13 protein-coding genes are annotated in these 15,303 nt (G+C 65.2%); 6 read left to right on the top strand and 7 right to left on the bottom strand.

Annotated features, from left to right (window positions below; translation table 11 throughout):
* Window positions 1-94 precede the first annotated feature (94 nt).
* The 5 genes from U8331_RS07720 to U8331_RS07700 all read left to right on the top strand — a co-directional run bounded on the left by U8331_RS07720 (window position 95) and on the right by U8331_RS07700 (window position 3,987).
* Window positions 95-640, top strand: coding sequence for a hypothetical protein (locus U8331_RS07720; RefSeq protein ID WP_481130487.1), 546 nt, complete (start codon window positions 95-97; stop codon window positions 638-640).
* Window positions 641-1,153: 513 nt separating this feature from the next.
* Complete coding sequence (locus tag U8331_RS07715; RefSeq protein ID WP_481130486.1) at window positions 1,154-1,399, top strand: hypothetical protein; 246 nt, start codon at window positions 1,154-1,156, stop codon at window positions 1,397-1,399.
* A 267-nt stretch (window positions 1,400-1,666) separates the two neighbouring features.
* Entirely contained in the window at window positions 1,667-2,332 is a 666-nt protein-coding gene (locus tag U8331_RS07710; protein ID WP_481130485.1) for a hypothetical protein, read from the top strand.
* Window positions 2,333-2,819: 487 nt separating this feature from the next.
* Window positions 2,820-3,368, top strand: coding sequence for an NIF family HAD-type phosphatase (locus U8331_RS07705; RefSeq protein ID WP_481130484.1), 549 nt, complete (start codon window positions 2,820-2,822; stop codon window positions 3,366-3,368).
* Between the two features lie 265 nt (window positions 3,369-3,633).
* Complete coding sequence (locus tag U8331_RS07700) at window positions 3,634-3,987, top strand: hypothetical protein (RefSeq protein ID WP_481130483.1); 354 nt, start codon at window positions 3,634-3,636, stop codon at window positions 3,985-3,987.
* Window positions 3,988-8,398: 4,411 nt separating this feature from the next.
* Here U8331_RS07700 and U8331_RS07695 read toward each other — a convergent pair.
* Entirely contained in the window at window positions 8,399-8,800 is a 402-nt protein-coding gene (locus U8331_RS07695; protein WP_481130482.1) for a DUF4124 domain-containing protein, read from the bottom strand.
* Between the two features lie 139 nt (window positions 8,801-8,939).
* Window positions 8,940-9,365, bottom strand: coding sequence for a DUF4124 domain-containing protein (locus U8331_RS07690; RefSeq protein ID WP_481130481.1), 426 nt, complete (start codon window positions 9,363-9,365; stop codon window positions 8,940-8,942).
* Between the two features lie 219 nt (window positions 9,366-9,584).
* On the opposite strand from U8331_RS07690, the gene U8331_RS07685 reads away from it, so the two are divergent.
* Window positions 9,585-10,973, top strand: a complete 1,389-nt coding sequence (locus U8331_RS07685) for a M28 family metallopeptidase (RefSeq protein WP_481130480.1) — start codon at window positions 9,585-9,587, stop codon at window positions 10,971-10,973.
* 3 nt (window positions 10,974-10,976) lie between these two features.
* Here the strand turns inward: U8331_RS07685 and U8331_RS07680 are convergent, their stop codons facing one another.
* From U8331_RS07680 to U8331_RS07660, 5 genes are all read right to left on the bottom strand, one after another.
* Window positions 10,977-11,945: a hypothetical protein gene (locus U8331_RS07680; RefSeq protein ID WP_481130479.1), complete on the bottom strand. Its 969-nt coding sequence runs from the start codon at window positions 11,943-11,945 to the stop codon at window positions 10,977-10,979.
* 154 nt (window positions 11,946-12,099) lie between these two features.
* The gene (locus tag U8331_RS07675) at window positions 12,100-13,506 is read right to left on the bottom strand and encodes an acetate kinase (protein WP_481130478.1); all 1,407 of its coding nucleotides are present in this window, start codon (window positions 13,504-13,506) and stop codon (window positions 12,100-12,102) included.
* Window positions 13,507-13,543: 37 nt separating this feature from the next.
* Window positions 13,544-14,038: a hypothetical protein gene (locus tag U8331_RS07670; RefSeq protein ID WP_481130476.1), complete on the bottom strand. Its 495-nt coding sequence runs from the start codon at window positions 14,036-14,038 to the stop codon at window positions 13,544-13,546.
* Complete coding sequence (locus tag U8331_RS07665) at window positions 14,038-14,745, bottom strand: C39 family peptidase (RefSeq protein ID WP_481130475.1); 708 nt, start codon at window positions 14,743-14,745, stop codon at window positions 14,038-14,040. The genes U8331_RS07670 and U8331_RS07665 overlap by 1 nt, the downstream gene beginning before the upstream one ends.
* Entirely contained in the window at window positions 14,742-15,008 is a 267-nt protein-coding gene (locus U8331_RS07660) for a hypothetical protein (RefSeq protein ID WP_481130474.1), read from the bottom strand. The genes U8331_RS07665 and U8331_RS07660 overlap by 4 nt, the downstream gene beginning before the upstream one ends.
* Between the last annotated feature and the right edge of the window lie 295 nt (window positions 15,009-15,303).

Below are 15,303 nucleotides of genomic sequence, written 5' to 3'. Positions count from 1 at the left end.
AAACGTCGGAGAGTGGCGTGGCTGATGCGCAGACGGCACGGCGGGCGTAAGCTGAGGGCTCCGTCAGTTGCGGGAGCGGCCCAGGTCGCACACCATGACGACGCACCAAGCCACCCTCTCGCCCGAGGCCCGCGCGCACGTCGACAAACTGCGCGCTGCGTACCTAGCGCACATGCAGTGCCGGGACCAGGAGGCCATGAACATCGCCCTCAACTGGGCCGTCCAGGGTAGGACCCGCACGAACGGCCGCTTGCGGGTCGGCGACGAGATGCGGGAGCGCCCACGCCCCCGTCAGAAGGACCTGACACTGGTGGCCCGCCTCTGTGAGCCGGGAGAAGCTTGGTATTCACCTGCCCGAGTCGGTGTGTTCCTGCGACTGAGGCCCGAACCGCTGGCGGAGAGAGCGCGGGTCACCGTAAGCGAGCTCGATGTGTGGCCGCCCAGGCCACAACTGCGGACGTACCTAGAGGCCGTGGTTGAGGTCCTGGTCAAGGCGGTCGACATCCATGGCGGCAACGAGCGCCGCGCGGCCGCTTGGTATCTGGACTGCGCCGTGGCTGAATTCGGCGGCCGTACCGCTGACGAGATGGTGCAAGCAGGTCGGCGGGCTGCGGTGGGCGAGTACCTAGGCGGTCGTTAGAACGTTTAAACAGAGGGCCAAGTCTCGGCGGGGGCTGCTGAGTGCGTGCGTGGAGAGCTGAGGACCCTTGTCAGCGTCGTTTGGCGAGGGTTGGCGCGCGTGGTGAATAGAGCTTGGGGCGGTCAACAACGGCTGCGGCCGATGCTCGGAGCGGGGGCTGGGGAACGCGCGCACGCAGACCCCAGGCCAAAGCTGACATGGGGGGCGGAGGAAGCCATACTCAGTTCGTGACAATTCACACCCGTGCCGGATCTCGAACGGTCATGAGCCACAGTACTGATGATGTCGAAGGGCCCCATGGAGAGCTGGTTCGGCGCGTGGTGGAGAAATACGTCCATCGCCTGTTCCCCGCCTTCCGATCACCGGCCTATCTCGCCTGTCCGGACGAGGGCACTGAAAGCGCGGCGATTGCTGCGATTGCGACAGCCGCTTCCGACAAGGGGGTAAGTACTGAAGTGATTGACCTGCGACCGGCGCCCGCGGAACGACTGAACGGAGTGACCGATCGGCTGCATGGTTTCCATGGCTTCCGAAGGGGCCGAAGCCACGCTGCTGGTGTTGACGGGATTCGACTTGCTCGAAGGCGAACAGAACGAAGCTCCCACGTACCCATTTCGCTCCCAGTTCCAATTCGACCAAGAGCATCTGTGGCTCTTCGTCGGACGCGACTGGGAACGTCTGCGGCGCCTTTTCAACAGCTACAGCCTGCCGCTATACAGTGCCGCCTCGAGCTGCACACCCGAGGAGTGGCGGCGATGAAATTAACTCTGTGGAGTTCTCGCGGCTGATCTAACGCAGCTAGGTCTTTACGGAGTGCGACGCCGTTACGTAGCGGGTTGTGCCGCTTGCGCCTGCAAACTGAACCCAGCGGAATCCGGGGCCGTTTCCCCGGTGGCAATTCAACTCGGATGCGACTTGTGAGGCGATCAATGAATCGGGGGCGAAGTTTGGTAGCGTAGGAGCGGCTTGTCTGCTTAGGCAGGGGCGATTCCAGTTCGTCAATCACTGGCCCAAGCCCGCGACGACGTGGCCGCCGCCGTGCGCCAAGCCGAACTCGCACGCGACGCGGCCCACGTGACGGCCAAGGCCGCTCTCGCCGACGCCGATAGTGCCCAAGCCGAGCGTGACCAGGCGCAGACCCGCTTGGCCGACCTGCAGCGCCTTGCAGACCTGCAGGCGAGCCAACTCATGGAGGCCCATGCCCACGCCGAGCGCACGCAGCAGGCGCTGGCCGCGGCCCGGGCCGACGCCGCCTCGCTGCGCACGCACCTCGACGCCGTCCGGCAGGCGGCGGCCTCCCAAGCGGAGCACACTGCGCACCTGCGGCAGCTCGAGGACCGCGCCCATGCCGAGATCGATGTTGCGCGTCAGCAGTTGCGCGAGCTGCGGGCAGAGTCGGGACGCGCGCGGGCTCGATGGCGCCAGACGGAGGACGCCCTGCGTCAAGGTCTCGAGGCGACGCGCGTGGCGGCCACAACCGCCGAGCGGGAGGCCGCCGCGCAACGCGCGCGGGCCGATGCGTTGGCGGAGCAGCTCGTGACGTTGGGAGATCTCCCGGCGGTAGTGCGTGCGTCACTCGCCGACAACTCGAAACCCCGCGGCGGCCGACAGGCTGCCACGCGCGCCGCGAAAGCGCCGACGCGCCAGAAAACCCGTGCCAGACGCGCCGCCCGCGGTGCGGGAGCTCCCTGAAACCCCCATCGATCGGGCATGGGCGCGCGCTCGTGGGTGGGTGCCCGAGCGGGATAGAAGGCAGTGCTAGGCAGCACTCGGATGCTCGGACTCAATGCGGCGAGGGCAGTGATAGCGACCATGCCATCGCGACGTCGCTCCGCACCAAAATTTCGAAGACGCTGAACGTCTTAGCAGTTGAAGCTGGGCGGACGGTTGTATTCGAGCGCGTGGCTCGCCGTTCTGGGCGAGCAATGGCGCCCTGAGCATTCTGTGGACCGCCTGAAATCTCATCTTGGGCGACCGGGATCGTTCAAGCTATGACTCAACGAGCGCTACAAGGCCCGGCTTCGCCGAGAAGAGCCGGAAAGGGTGAGCCAAAGGCGAAATCGGCGCGTGGGCGTAGGAAGATGCACTCCTCTTCAACGGCGCATGAGGGGCGTTCTTGAGCCCTACTGGCTTAGCTTCTAAGTTACGCTTAGTGCCTGTCATAGGCGTCGGAGGGGATATGACGAGAGAACCAGCTGAACCAGGCGAGGGCCCACGTCAGCCAGTCTTGGCGCTGGATCTCGAAGGCACCTTGGTGTCGAACGCGGTCAGCCAAATCCCCCGTCCAGGACTGGGCGAATTCCTGATAGGGTGTCGGACGCTGTTTCACCGCATCGTCATGTTCACTACCGTGCGGGAACCCCAGTTTCGACGTATCGCTCTTGGGCTTGTAGAGGAGCGGCTTGTCCCAGCCTGGTTCGCTGACCTGGAGTATGTCGATTGGAAGGGCCCCACCAAGGACCTTCGGGTCATCTCACAGGTGCAATGGCCGCTTGCTCTCCTTGTGGATGACTGTGAGGCATACGTTCACCCCGGCCAAGAAGCACATTGGGTACCCGTCGAGCAGTTCTGCTCGCCGTACCTAAACACGGATACTGAGCTTTGCTCCACCTTGGAGCGACTGAGGTCGCATCTTGTGCGACTGAAAAGGAGCACCCTGGCAACTGATCAGTTGGGGTACACCGGGTTCGAATGGCCTGTGGACCGGACATGCAGCGAAGGTGATTGAACACTGCGGTGCCCGTCGAGCTGCACACCTGAGGAATGGCAGCGCTGAAATCCGCTACGTTATGGCCGGGTGCAACACAAGCGCGTTCAGGGTGCGCGGGAGTGGTTGAAGATGGGGAGTATTGACTACATCCGTTGGGGGCTGCGGACAAATGCTCGCGGCGATTGATGCGTGTTGGCGCAGATCGTGGGGACACTGTGGTACGTACAACATGAGGAGCAGCCAAGTACAGACGGCGGGGCACCCAGCCGGGGGAGCGACGAGCATGAGTCTTGAGATCGACAATCTCATCCAGCAGGTCATCGACGAATTTGTCCATCGCCTGTTCCCAGCTTTGGTTGAGCCTGGCTTCGTTGCTTGTCCGGACAAGCAGTTGTCCGCACTACTGGACGCGATGACCCAAGCCGTGGCTGCCCGTGGGGTTGCCATCGAACTGATCGACTTACGACCCGCGCCGGCGGAACTCCTCAATCGCGTCACGGAGCGCATAGTCGCGTCAAACCGAGAGCCGCGAGATCCCGCCTTGCCGCGGGAACGTCTTTTGGTGTTGGTCGGGTTCGATTTGCTGGAAGGTCGTAAGAACGATGGGCCAACGTATCCCTTTCGCTCGGAGTTCTAGTTCGACGAACATCACCTCTGGCTCTTTGTGGGGCGAAGTCGCAGCCGCCTTGCACGACTGTTTCATAGTTACAAGCTGCCGTTGTACTTGGCTGCTCGAGATCTCACGCCAGGGCCGTGGCGCGGAAAGCGAACTAGCAGTCCGGCTTAAGCCGCCCGCACGTGTCCAGCTCCGCGGCTCTCCCCGTTGGCCGGCCGAAATCTCGTCTTACGCGACCCGGAGCACTCAATCACTGCCCGGCTCAAGTGGCTTGGAGGACCGCGGCCTTTGAGCATCCTTAGCGCACGTGCAGCGGACAGATCGGCGCGCACAACACGCGGAAATGCCGGAAATCTGCGGGATCGGTGCGCATGCAAAGCTACGGAAATCGCAAGAGTGCACATGCATCTGTGCGGTAGAAATTTTGATGTACACGCGTCAGTGCGTGGGATGTACATCAAAAGTGCAGACGCGGGGCAGCAACGGTTGCGGTGCCCAGGCGCTGCAAATCACTTTGCAAGCACCCAAGAAGCCCGCAAGGAAAACGGCACCAAAGTCGGCCAACAGCCGCAGGCGCCCCAAGAAGGCGCCGACTGGTGCCTCATGATTACAGGTCACGCGACTCTAAGTTATCCTTAGTTAGATAGGAGCAGGTTTTTTACCTGCCAGTCGGCGGCAGACACGTGTGGCCTGTAGGCCGACGCCCACCCGTTCACCTTGGGAGTCTCACGAAAAGGTTTGCCCCACCGTGCAACCACTCAGGCTAGCTGACTGACGGACACAATTCCACGAAGAGCGAGGCCGTGTCGATGTCTCCTGATCACTGGCGATTGCGTTGGCCCAAGTCGACGTTGCCGATGCCTTCTGCCATTTCATTGTTGGCCGTGCCAGCCCGCATGGGAGTTTGGGAACGTCAAGATCTTGCGGCGCTTCTTGAACAGAAGCTCGGCGTCCACAGCACCCCATACCTGGGCTGGCGCGCCCTCAGCCAGCGCCCGGCGATCACGAACCTGGCTACTTGTCTAAATGAACGTCGCGGCGTCGTGCGGTTTGCCGCAGACCTATGGCGCTGGTGGCCGCCGTGTCTGCGGGCGCTGCTCGGGCACCGCGACCCCACGACCTACGCACGACTTCGCTTCTGCGAAGCATGTATGAGGCGCGGCGACCATTCCCCCCTGTTCCAACTGCCTTGGTGGCGTGGATGTCCCGTACATGCGGGCGAACTGCGTGAAGGATGCCCGGAATGTGGAGCAGCTATTCCAGCGGGCTTCCGCCCGGCTGCGCCCTCTTCGTGGCTGACGTGCTCCCGATGCGGCCACGATTTGTGTGACCAAGCGCTACTGGCCCACCTGCACGACGAACCCTCTCGTCAGAACAACGACCTCTGGTGGCACGTGATCGGGGCGTACCGGGGCTGGTTGAGCGCTACGCAGCAAACCGACTGGGCGCCAGAGTGGATGGTCCATGGCGATGGCACCGGCACATTCGAGAATCTTGCCGAACTAGCGGTCCGCCACTTGTTGAGAATGGTACCGGCGACGGGCCCCTTGAAGCCGCACTTAGACTCTCCGCTCCACGGAGGTACGCCCGCCGAAGGTGTGTGGTCACGCAGCTTTGTGGAACGTCTCCAGTCTCCACAGGTCAAGACATTGGGCTTTGCATCCCGTCAACAGATGCGGCTTGCCTGCAGCCACTACTACGGTGCCCTGCCTATCAATGAAGGCTGCCGTCGCATCCTCGCCGCCTGCCACCGACATCTCCTTCGGCGGCTCAAGATTCGGGTGCTGGGGCCGGGTGCTCCCAACGGATGTCAGGGCTCAATCGTCTATCGCTGGCGAGGACCGCGCCCGCTGCCTGTAGTGGCATTCCGTCTGTTGACGGACTTGGTACAGGCTGATCGGGTGAAGAGAGTGGCGTATCTGGACTTTAGAGCTGTCGGACTGCTACTCGAGCCGCCAGTCTATCTGGCACAACGCATTTTTGCCTTGTGGACAGGGGTGGATCTGGAGGACCTGCGTACTTGGCCAAGGGACTTGCAACGTCTGGTGTCCAATCCAGCGTGGCTTGCTCGCACGCATCCGCAGGCCTCAACGCGTGATCTCGGGCCAGTACCGATGCAATCGCTCAACTGGCTCTACGATCGCCTGATAGTGGAGTCATGGCGAGATGTCGCCAACGAGTGCTTCTCACGCGCACATCCGGATGGGGTGATCGCATGGGCCGCCCTCTACGCAGTCGACCCTCGCTTCCCACCGCCCGAACGCCTCGTTTTTCACACAGAGCCACTCCGCATAGTGGCGAACGAGGAAGAAGCCCAACATCCGCTACTCGTCGGGGCAAGACACATCCAGAGGCGACCGCGCAGCTGGGCTGCCGCAGTGCTACAGACGTCGAGAGCGGGCACCACGCCGACGTACGTTGCGCTCGTGGGTCGAGCGACGCAAGACCCGTTTGCACCAGCGCTTGAGTCCAGCTTCAAAGCTCAATGGACATGGCCAGAGGAGTTCCCTCCTGACAATACCAGCAGCGATCCTGCTGATAGCACGCCCGTGTGTTTGGTTCCGTGAGCAGTGGCGCGCCATCAACGTCTGCGTTTCCGTTTCACCGCCACCCATGGCCCTACCCGTCGGCCGTATCACTCGCAACATGCCTGTCGCGCATCAACGTGCTGAACAGAGACCAGGTTCTCAAGTTCTGGGGCCAAGGCCGAACAGCACAGGGTATCGCCCTGGACAGCTTGCCTGCCGCAGGGTGCCGCGCGGCGCTCCGGTTGACTTCCGCTGAACTCAGAGCCGCTTTCGAGCCCGCGTGGTGGTGGCCTGCCGCCTTAAATTCAATGTCCCCCGCCTTTGGTGACCCGATCAGATTTTGTTCCGACTGCTTAAGGGGCGGGTATCACACGCTTCTATTTCAATTACCGTGGTGGGTGCGATGCCCGATACATGGGTGCCTCCTTCTACGGACCTGCCCCACATGCGGGGGAGCACTCAATGGACTTCGCCTCCGTGCCCAACCTGCTGTAGCCTTCCAATGTAGCCACTGCTCACGGGACCTGGTGAGCACGGGCGCCATCATCGCCGCATCCCGCCGAGGCGTCGCTACGCAGCTTCATCACTTGGTCGGGCTTCATCGACGCTGGTGCCATGCCGTATCCGACGCGTTCGTCGTCCATCCTGTCTTGATGGTGCCTAACTGCGAGATCACCTCGCAGTGGGTTTGCGAGTGGCTCCGCGCATCCAAGGTCCCTTGGCCAGATGCACTCCAACCGTTCGTAATGCAAGCCGATAGCCTTCCTAGGAGAGGCGTCCGCCTAAGTCGCGTCCCGCCATTGCCCAACGATCTCGATGCGTTAGGAGCGTTGAATAGGATTGCAGAAGAGAACGAGGATCAAGAGCCCTCTGGGATCCGACGCTTCCCGGTAGTTGCGCGCCCAATCGCGCGGGCACTAGCCCAGCTAGATGAGCGGCTTCGCGATGCGGCGGGCGAGGGGGGCGCCGGCTCACACTCTTCTGACGCAGAGGCGCTTCGTCACGATAGTCAGCTAAGAGCGGTGGGATTGCGGCGCCGGAACCTCGCCATGCGCTTCGAACAGGGAGGGAACGGCGAGGCTCGACTGTGGACCGTACAGCCGGAGTGGAGCGAGCTCGGTTCTCATCGCCTCTTATGCCTCCTCGCCAATTGGCTAAACCTGTTCCAGGACAATGACAGTCTTTACGACGCCTGCACTGTCGTAAACTGGTGGATGTCACACCTACTGGCCATCACATTGACCGATGCCACCGCTGCTGCCATCCACGCAGGGGCTTGGATGCCGCAGGCTGTTCCACAGCGAACTGTCGTGAGTGGGTGGCCCCGGGTGGAGTTAGACCGTCACGCCCCAGGCCACAGTTGGGTATTGGCCGCCACCATTTGCGACGGTCAAATGGACGCATTCTTGGAGCCGGTGTCGCTAACTCATCTCGTCCGAAGTGACGCAGCTAGGGTTCGCGATCTCTACGACGCGCTTGAGCGCGACACCATCGCCTTCGCTAACGCGCCTTTATGAGCCGAACGCGCCAAGTGAGCACAATCAGCTGGCAGCGCCAGCAATTAGGCAAATCTAGATGCGCGCGCAAAAAGCCGGCCATTCAATGGCTTGCGGCCCCATACGGCAGAATCGGGTGTGGAGACAGGGCGAAATCAGCTGCGCAGCCAGCCGGCCCGATGCCGATGAACTGCCGGCGTGCGCAGAGGCGTGGGTCTATGGCGCGAACACACGGATCTGCATCCTACGTTGAGCTATTTTACATAATATGCATTATGCGAAGTTAAGTATCAGGGCAATCGTCGGCCGCGTGCTTCGCTGGCTCGCCCCTGCATGGCCGTGGTCGGGTTGAAGGATGGCGGGCGCGCGGCTAGTCGCACCATGGCGACACCACCACATGTTCGCCAACTAGTAGCCGCAGGCGCGGGAGACCTGTTCTTCCCAGAGCTCCATCGTCGCGAGGTTGATCTTCGGATGCGTGTCGTAGAAACGATCACGGTCGGCCTTCGTCCTAGCGCACTGATCGCCTTTACCGCCAGATCGAACGATGGCCGCCGAGCTATTGGAGGAACGCCGGACATTACGCATGGTTTGAGCCTGCTGCGCGTTGCTTTGGCGCGCAAGCTGGGCGCGGCGTACCTGGGCAGGCGTGTCGGGCTGGGCCGACCATGCACCGGTGGCCTGCTGGCCCGTGTCGCAGCGATTCGACTGGTAGGCGACCGAACCGTCAGCGCCGACACACTTGTAGACCACCTGCGCCGAAGCGTCGAAGCTGGCCAGCGCCAGCACCACGGTGAACACGACTCGCATTGATACGCCCCCCTTTGGACAGGAAAAGGCTATCAAAAGGTGTTCGCCCGTGAGCGGCGCAGGAGCGTTCGGGTCGTCGGGACATTACGTCAAGCGCGGCGCCGCAGCGACGTCCAATCCCCCGGTGAGGATCGGTCGCCTACTTGCACGCCTCGTAAACCGCGTCACCCAACCGCTCCAGTTGCTTCAGCGTCAGGCGCTTCGATCCCGCTTCCGCCTTGGACCGCCGAGCCTTCGCGGCCTCGCACGCACGTGCGTTGCTGTGGCTGCTGATGGCGGTGCCGCGTGCGGACGGGCGCCGGTAGCGCCTTGCCAGCTTCTGCAGGTAGGCGGAGTTCGCACGCTCACGTGAGCGGCGCTCGCGCAGCTCGCTGGCGGACAGAACATCAGGTTCGGCGGCCCAGGACTGCTGAGCGACCTGACCGGCGCCGCAGGCCTGCGACTGGTAGACCACGCTGCCGTCGGCGCCGACGCATTTGTGCACGGTCTGGGCACGGGCGACGAAAGGAGCGCAGGCGACAGCGAGGACGACGACCCCTGCGATGGCGGGCGGGACGATCTTCATGGCAGATCCATTGCCGGAACCATCGAAAAGCCTACGCAGCCGGTGGCGGCGCGGGAGTCGGAAAACGCCTCGTCGTGCCCGGGCAAGACACCTTGGCCCGCGGTGGGAAAGACACCTCGGCGTGCGGTGGCAACCCGCCCCCGGCCCGTAGCCGCCGGGACATTTACGGCTCCCGCCGGGCCCACTACCCTGCGTTGATCCGTCAACGCAGGAGAGGCCATGAGCCGTTATCGCACCCTTGCCATCATCGGCTGCCTCTCGGCGATGCCGGTGACCGGCCGCACCGAGGCTCCGCCTGCGGACGTGGCCGCCCTCCACGACATCGGGGTGGCGCCCTCGCCCGCCCGCATCGAGGCCGACATCCGCACACTGGTCGGCTTCGGCACGCGCCACACGCTGTCGGAAACGCAATCCGACACCCGCGGCATCGGCGCGGCGCGGCGCTGGATCCAGGCCGAGTTCGAGCGGATCTCCGAAGACTGCGGCGGCTGCCTCGAGGTGGTGACCGTCAGCGACACCGTGTCCGGCCAGGAGCGGATCCCCGATCCGGTCGAGGTGGTCAGCGTGATCGCGATCCAGCGCGGCACCGCCGACCCGGACCGCGTGGTGATGATGAGCGGCGACATCGATTCGCGCGTCTCCGACGTCATGGATTTCACATCCGACTCGCCGGGCGCCAACGACAACGCTTCGGGCATCGCCGGCACGCTGGAAGCGGCGCGGGTGCTCTCCCGCTACGACTTCAACGGCACCATCGTCTACGCGGCGCTGGCCGGCGAGGAGCAGGGCCTGTGGGGCGGCAAGATCCTCGCGGACTATGCGCGGAAGCACGGCTGGCGCATCGAGGCGGTGCTCAACAACGACATGATCGGCAACATCGCCGGCATCAACGGCGTGGTCGACAACACGACCGCGCGGGTGTTCTCGGAAGGCACCCGGGTAAACGAGACGCCGGAGGAAGCCCGTGCGCGGCGCTTCACAGGCGGCGAGGTCGATTCGCCGTCGCGCAACCTCGCCCGCTATATCGACCGCATGGCGGACGAATACGTACCCAACCTCGACGTGATGATGGTTTACCGGCTGGACCGGTTCGGGCGCGGTGGCCACCACCGCCCGTTCAACGACATCGGCGCGCCGGCGGTTCGGGTGATGGAAACCAACGAGCACTACGACCGACAGCACCAGGACCTTCGCACCGAAGACGGCATCGTGTACGGCGATACCCTCGAGGGCGTCAACTTCGCTTATGCGGCGAAGCTCACCGCCCTCAACGCGGTGTCGCTGGCCGGCTTGGCGTGGGCGCCGCCACCGCCGGCGGAGGTAGAGATCGAAGGCGCGGTCGGTCCGGATACCACCCTGCGCTGGAGCCGCCCCGCCGCGGCGCAAGCCCCGGAGCTGGCCGGCTATCGCGTCCACTGGCGCCTGACCGCCGAGCCCCAATGGACCCACAGCCGCTACGTTGGCAATGTCGACGAGTTCACTCTGGAGAACGTCGTCATCGACAACTACTTCTTCGGGGTGTCGGCGGTCGGCCGCAACGGGGCGGAAAGCCCGGTGGTGTTCCCGGGCGCGGCCGGGAGCTTCGGTGGCTACAGGGCGACGCCCTGACGGTCAGTCCAGCAGTCCGACCCTGTGCAGCGCGTCGACCAGCTCGGCGCGCCGCCCTGCCCCGTCCAGTGGCCAACCGGTCACGCTGGTGACCAGCTCACCCTCCCGGAAGAAGTAAAACGTCGGGGTGTTCCAGTTGTTGATGGCGGGCCAGTCATCGCGACGGATCGCCATCGCCACGGGCGTGGCGGGGTGGCTGCGGTTCCACTGCCGGGCCATGTCGAAATCCAGCCGGTTGGCGGGCGGCATGAGCCAGCGCGAATGCCGCTCGAACAGCGGCCCCAGGGTCGCATCGCCGCCAATGGCCTCCGCAGCGGCAAGTGAGAACCCGCAGCCCGGATGGGACGCGACCACGATCAGGACCGGTGTGTCCACTTCGATCGATGTGGCAATCAGCAGTCGGTGGTCGCGGTCCACCTTCCATACCGGTGCACTGCCTTCCGCGGGCACGGCGGCTTGCCGGATCTCCGGAAGTCGCTCCAGTGCGATCGCCGGATGTGCGTCCGCCAGCGCACGGGCCTCGTCGAGCATCCGCGCGTGCACGTACAACCCGTGCAAGGCCTCGATGTGCTCGGCCGCCGTCGCTCCCCGATCCTGCAGTTGCCCCAGCACCCGGGCCATGTCCCGCGCGTGCCGCGGATCACCGGAATGGAACCCGACCTCGCGCAGCGCCTTGAACAGGATCTCCAGATCGGCATTGGCGACGCCCGACCAGTCGCCGCGCCGCACGTTGGCACCGAACAGGCGGTCGTAAGCCGCGATGATCGCCGCGATTCGGGCGTTGCCGGTGGCCTCGACGTTGTCGGAGACTTCATAGAGTTGCTGGAGCCGCGTCGCCATGGGCAGCGGGGGCGCGGGCGGCGGTGCCGGCCCGGCGGCCCAGACGGACGCGGCCACCAGCCACAGCAGTATCCCTGCCCACCAGAACGCGTTCGAGGCGGGTGCCGTCCCGCCGACGGTCTTCCCTTCCAAATGAAGTCCCCTCCGTGTGGACGCACCCGTGTGCCGGCCTGTCCGGCCGTAGCGGTCGCGTCCTTCCCGCCACGACGCAGCCTATGGCCGGGTCGCGGTGCGGGCAACCCGGTGCAAACGGGGACGGGTGCGAGTTGGCGGGCGTGAACCCGCCTCAGAAGGTGATCGGCACGCGCGCGGTCAGCGTCATGTCGGGGGTGTCGCGGGTCATGCCGACGCCGAGGGCCACGTTGAGCGTGTAGTCGTCACTGAAGCGGTAGGACGCACCGAGCAGCAGGGTGCCCAGCGTCAGCCGTACCGCGCCGGGAGCGTCCTCGCCGTTCTGCTGCGTCTTGCCGATGAACGCGGCGTCGTAGCCGATGCTGATCGCCGCCTTTTCGTTGAGGGCCAGTCCCATGCCCAGGTTGAAGCCCCAGATGTCGCCGGCGTCCACTTCGCCGATCGGCTCGGTGGTCGTCTGCGGGAACTCCGGCGGCGCACCGGTGAGTACGGTGCGCGAGACGTTGTCGCGCTTGAAGTTGTGCAGGTAGCTGAAGCTGCCGAAGAACACCACCGGGTCGGACGGAAACAGCCAGGTCACGCCCGGCTGGATCGATTCGAAGCCGCTGCCGGTCGGCAGTTCCAGCGGCAGGCCGGTGCCTGTCGCATTGGCGACGCAACGGGTGACGCAGTCGGTGACCACTTCGAACGGGTCCTGCCCGGTGCGGCTCTTGTAGCGCAGCCAGCCTACGTAGAAGGGTTTGTCGGGGCCGCCGCGGTTGAGCTGCAGACGTGCGGTCGCCTCGATGTCGCCGACGCCCTTGCCGCTGGAGGTGAACACGTTCTCGACCGCCGATCCGGTGAAGATCTCCCGACTCACGGTGTCGCTGCTGCTGTAGACGTAAGGCACCCGCGCTTCCAGCTCGAACCGGTTGTTGATGCCGTAGCGGCCGGTCAGCGCCGCGGTGCCGGTGCTGGTCTTGACCTGGCGCACGTCGATCAGGCCGATCAGGATCGCCGGGATGATGGTGTAGCCCACCAGGGCGACGCGGTTGCTGGACGAGTAGCCGAACTGCAGCGATGGCTCGAGGATGAAGGTGCCTTCGGGCGTGAGGACGCCGGGCTGGTCAAAGATCTGGGCGACTTCCGGCGGCCGCAGGCTTTGCTCCGGCGCGCGGCCGACCGGTTGCTCGGGCGCTGGCGATGCGCCGTCGGTCTGTGCGACGGCCGCGGTGGGCGGCTGTCCGGTCGGTCGCGGGGTTGCCTCCTGCGACACCGGCGGCGCCTCCTGCCCGCCCTGCCCCGCACCGTCCTGGATACCGCGGGCGCGGGTGTTGGCCAGCCGTTCCTCGGCCAGCGCCCGCTGCAGTTCGGCGACGCGGTCCTGCTGTTCGATCAGCAGGTCGCGCAGGCCGTCGAGCCGGCGGGTCTGCTCCTGCACCTGCTCCTGCAGCACATCCAGCCGGGTGCCCTGTTGCGTGGCGTCCGCCGGCAGGGCCTGCGCGCTCACCTGCCCGGCGATGGCGAGCGACAGGCAGTTGGCGATCACCACCGTCGCGGTGGCGGCACATCGTGTATTCATCAGCCAACCGGTCCTTAGTGCTGCTGGTGGGAATGGCTCAGGGCACCCCGGCGGCTGTGTTCAACGCATCCTGCAGCGCCGCGTTGGCGTTGAGGTGCTGGAACAGACCGAGCGACCCGACGCCCACGTCGAGCGTGGTCAACGTGCGGATGTCCTGGCCGTCGAGGCCGTTCTGGATCACCACGCCGTTGATCGCGCCTGATGGGTTGAACGTATTCCCGTCGCCCAACTGGACAACCATCCCCTGCCTGAGCCGGGCGAGGTCACGCGCCTGGTCCACCGTCATCCGGGAGACATCCGGGATCTGCACGCGGGCGGTCGCCACCACGTCACCGTTCACGAACACCAGCCGCTCGATGCCGAACGACAGCACCAGGCCGGACGGCAGGCTGAACCCGCCACGCATCCGGTCGAGCCGGTCGGTCGGCAACGCGACCCATTCCGGGCCGAGTGGCCGGGGCCCTTCGGCGGCGGCGGTCGAGCTGGCCAGTGCCAGCACCAGCCCGAGCACGCAACGGTTCGCGGCGTTCATCAGCTGTCTCCCGGGCCGAACTTGGGCACCACGATGTCGCGCAGGCCCTGCCGAATGATGCCCGACTGCAACGGCGCGGGCGGCGCGGTACGCCAGTCGACGGGCTGGTTGAATCCGGCGAGTTCGCGCCGGTTGTGGATGACGAACAACACGCCGTTGTCCCACAGCGCCTCGAAGCGACGACGCGACATCGCGCGGGTGCCGCGGGCGGGGTCGCCCAGCAGGACGCGGCCGTCGCGCAAACCCTTGACCACGACGAAATGCCGGTAGCCGCGGTCGTTGAGCAGCACGATCGCCGGCAGGCCTTCCTCCAGCAATTCGTCCAGCGGCAGCTCGAAGCCATCGGCCACGAAACCCTGCGACTCGAGGTAACGCCGCATGTCCAGCAGGGAGAATCCCTCGGCGCGGATCTTGCGCTGGTCGCCGTTGCGGTACATCTGCACGAACACGTCCTTTTCGCTGACCGGATGGCCGTACTGGTAGGTCAGCAGGGTCGCGGTGGCCGCCGAGCCGCAGCTGAAGTCGTACTGCTGCGGGACAGTGGTGCGGAACCGCGCCTCCTTGAGGCTGGTGACCTTCAGCGTGTACGCGCCGCCGTGCGGCGTGCGCACCTCGACCGACGACGCCGCGGCCGTCGGGGCCAACGGCACCGCCAGCGCAAGCCCCATCGCCCAGGCGACGGTCGCCAGGGGCCTGCGTGACCTCACAGGCCCGGGTCCGCGAAACGCACGTTCACCACCGTCGCGTTCTGGATCAGCACATTGGAACCGCTGTTCTGGATGGCGGTGTTGATGCCGGCAGCGCCGGAAAACGCCTCGCCGGCCAGGCTGTTGGTGCCGCTGACGATGTTTTCTGCATGGTTGCCGCTGACCACGCCGTTGGCGCTGGCGGTGTTCTCGACCAGGTCGAACTCCACGCCGTCGCCGCCACGCAGCGTTGCCAGCCCGTCGGGATCGAGTGCGGCGCCCAATCCATCTACGGGCGCGGCGGAAAATGTCGTGCCGTTTGCCGGCTCCGTGACCGGGACTGCGACGGTCGACTGCACTCCCGCCGATGGGTGCCGGGGGCCGGCAGGCCCTTCCGCGGCGGCGGGTGGCGTCGCGCACAGCAACACGACCCAGAGCGGGGTGACGGCGAAGACGCCCGGACGCGCGAATACGCGGTGTTTTGAAGTGGGGACACCCATGTCTTGGATCCTCGGGCAGGCGTTCCGACGTGCATCGGCGGCAGCGTTTCCGCTGCCGCCTCCAGGACTGCCTCGCGGC

The organism is Lysobacter sp. CC-YZS074 (genome assembly GCF_056739745.1).
This window is presented reverse-complemented; position numbering and strand designations above follow the sequence as displayed.

Excerpts from the sequence above, each read along its gene's own strand:
- U8331_RS07695 (WP_481130482.1), bottom strand. The coding sequence starts at position 8,800 with ATGCGAGTCGTGTTCACCGTGGTGCTGGCGCTGGCCAGCTTCGACGCT.
- U8331_RS07690 (WP_481130481.1), bottom strand. The coding sequence starts at position 9,365 with ATGAAGATCGTCCCGCCCGCCATCGCAGGGGTCGTCGTCCTCGCTGTC.
- U8331_RS07675 (WP_481130478.1), bottom strand. The coding sequence starts at position 13,506 with ATGAATACACGATGTGCCGCCACCGCGACGGTGGTGATCGCCAACTGC.
- U8331_RS07670 (WP_481130476.1), bottom strand. The coding sequence starts at position 14,038 with ATGAACGCCGCGAACCGTTGCGTGCTCGGGCTGGTGCTGGCACTGGCC.
- U8331_RS07715 (WP_481130486.1), top strand. The coding sequence starts at position 1,154 with ATGGTTTCCATGGCTTCCGAAGGGGCCGAAGCCACGCTGCTGGTGTTG.
- U8331_RS07720 (WP_481130487.1), top strand. The coding sequence starts at position 95 with ATGACGACGCACCAAGCCACCCTCTCGCCCGAGGCCCGCGCGCACGTC.
- U8331_RS07685 (WP_481130480.1), top strand. The coding sequence starts at position 9,585 with ATGAGCCGTTATCGCACCCTTGCCATCATCGGCTGCCTCTCGGCGATG.
- U8331_RS07700 (WP_481130483.1), top strand. The coding sequence starts at position 3,634 with ATGAGTCTTGAGATCGACAATCTCATCCAGCAGGTCATCGACGAATTT.
- U8331_RS07705 (WP_481130484.1), top strand. The coding sequence starts at position 2,820 with ATGACGAGAGAACCAGCTGAACCAGGCGAGGGCCCACGTCAGCCAGTC.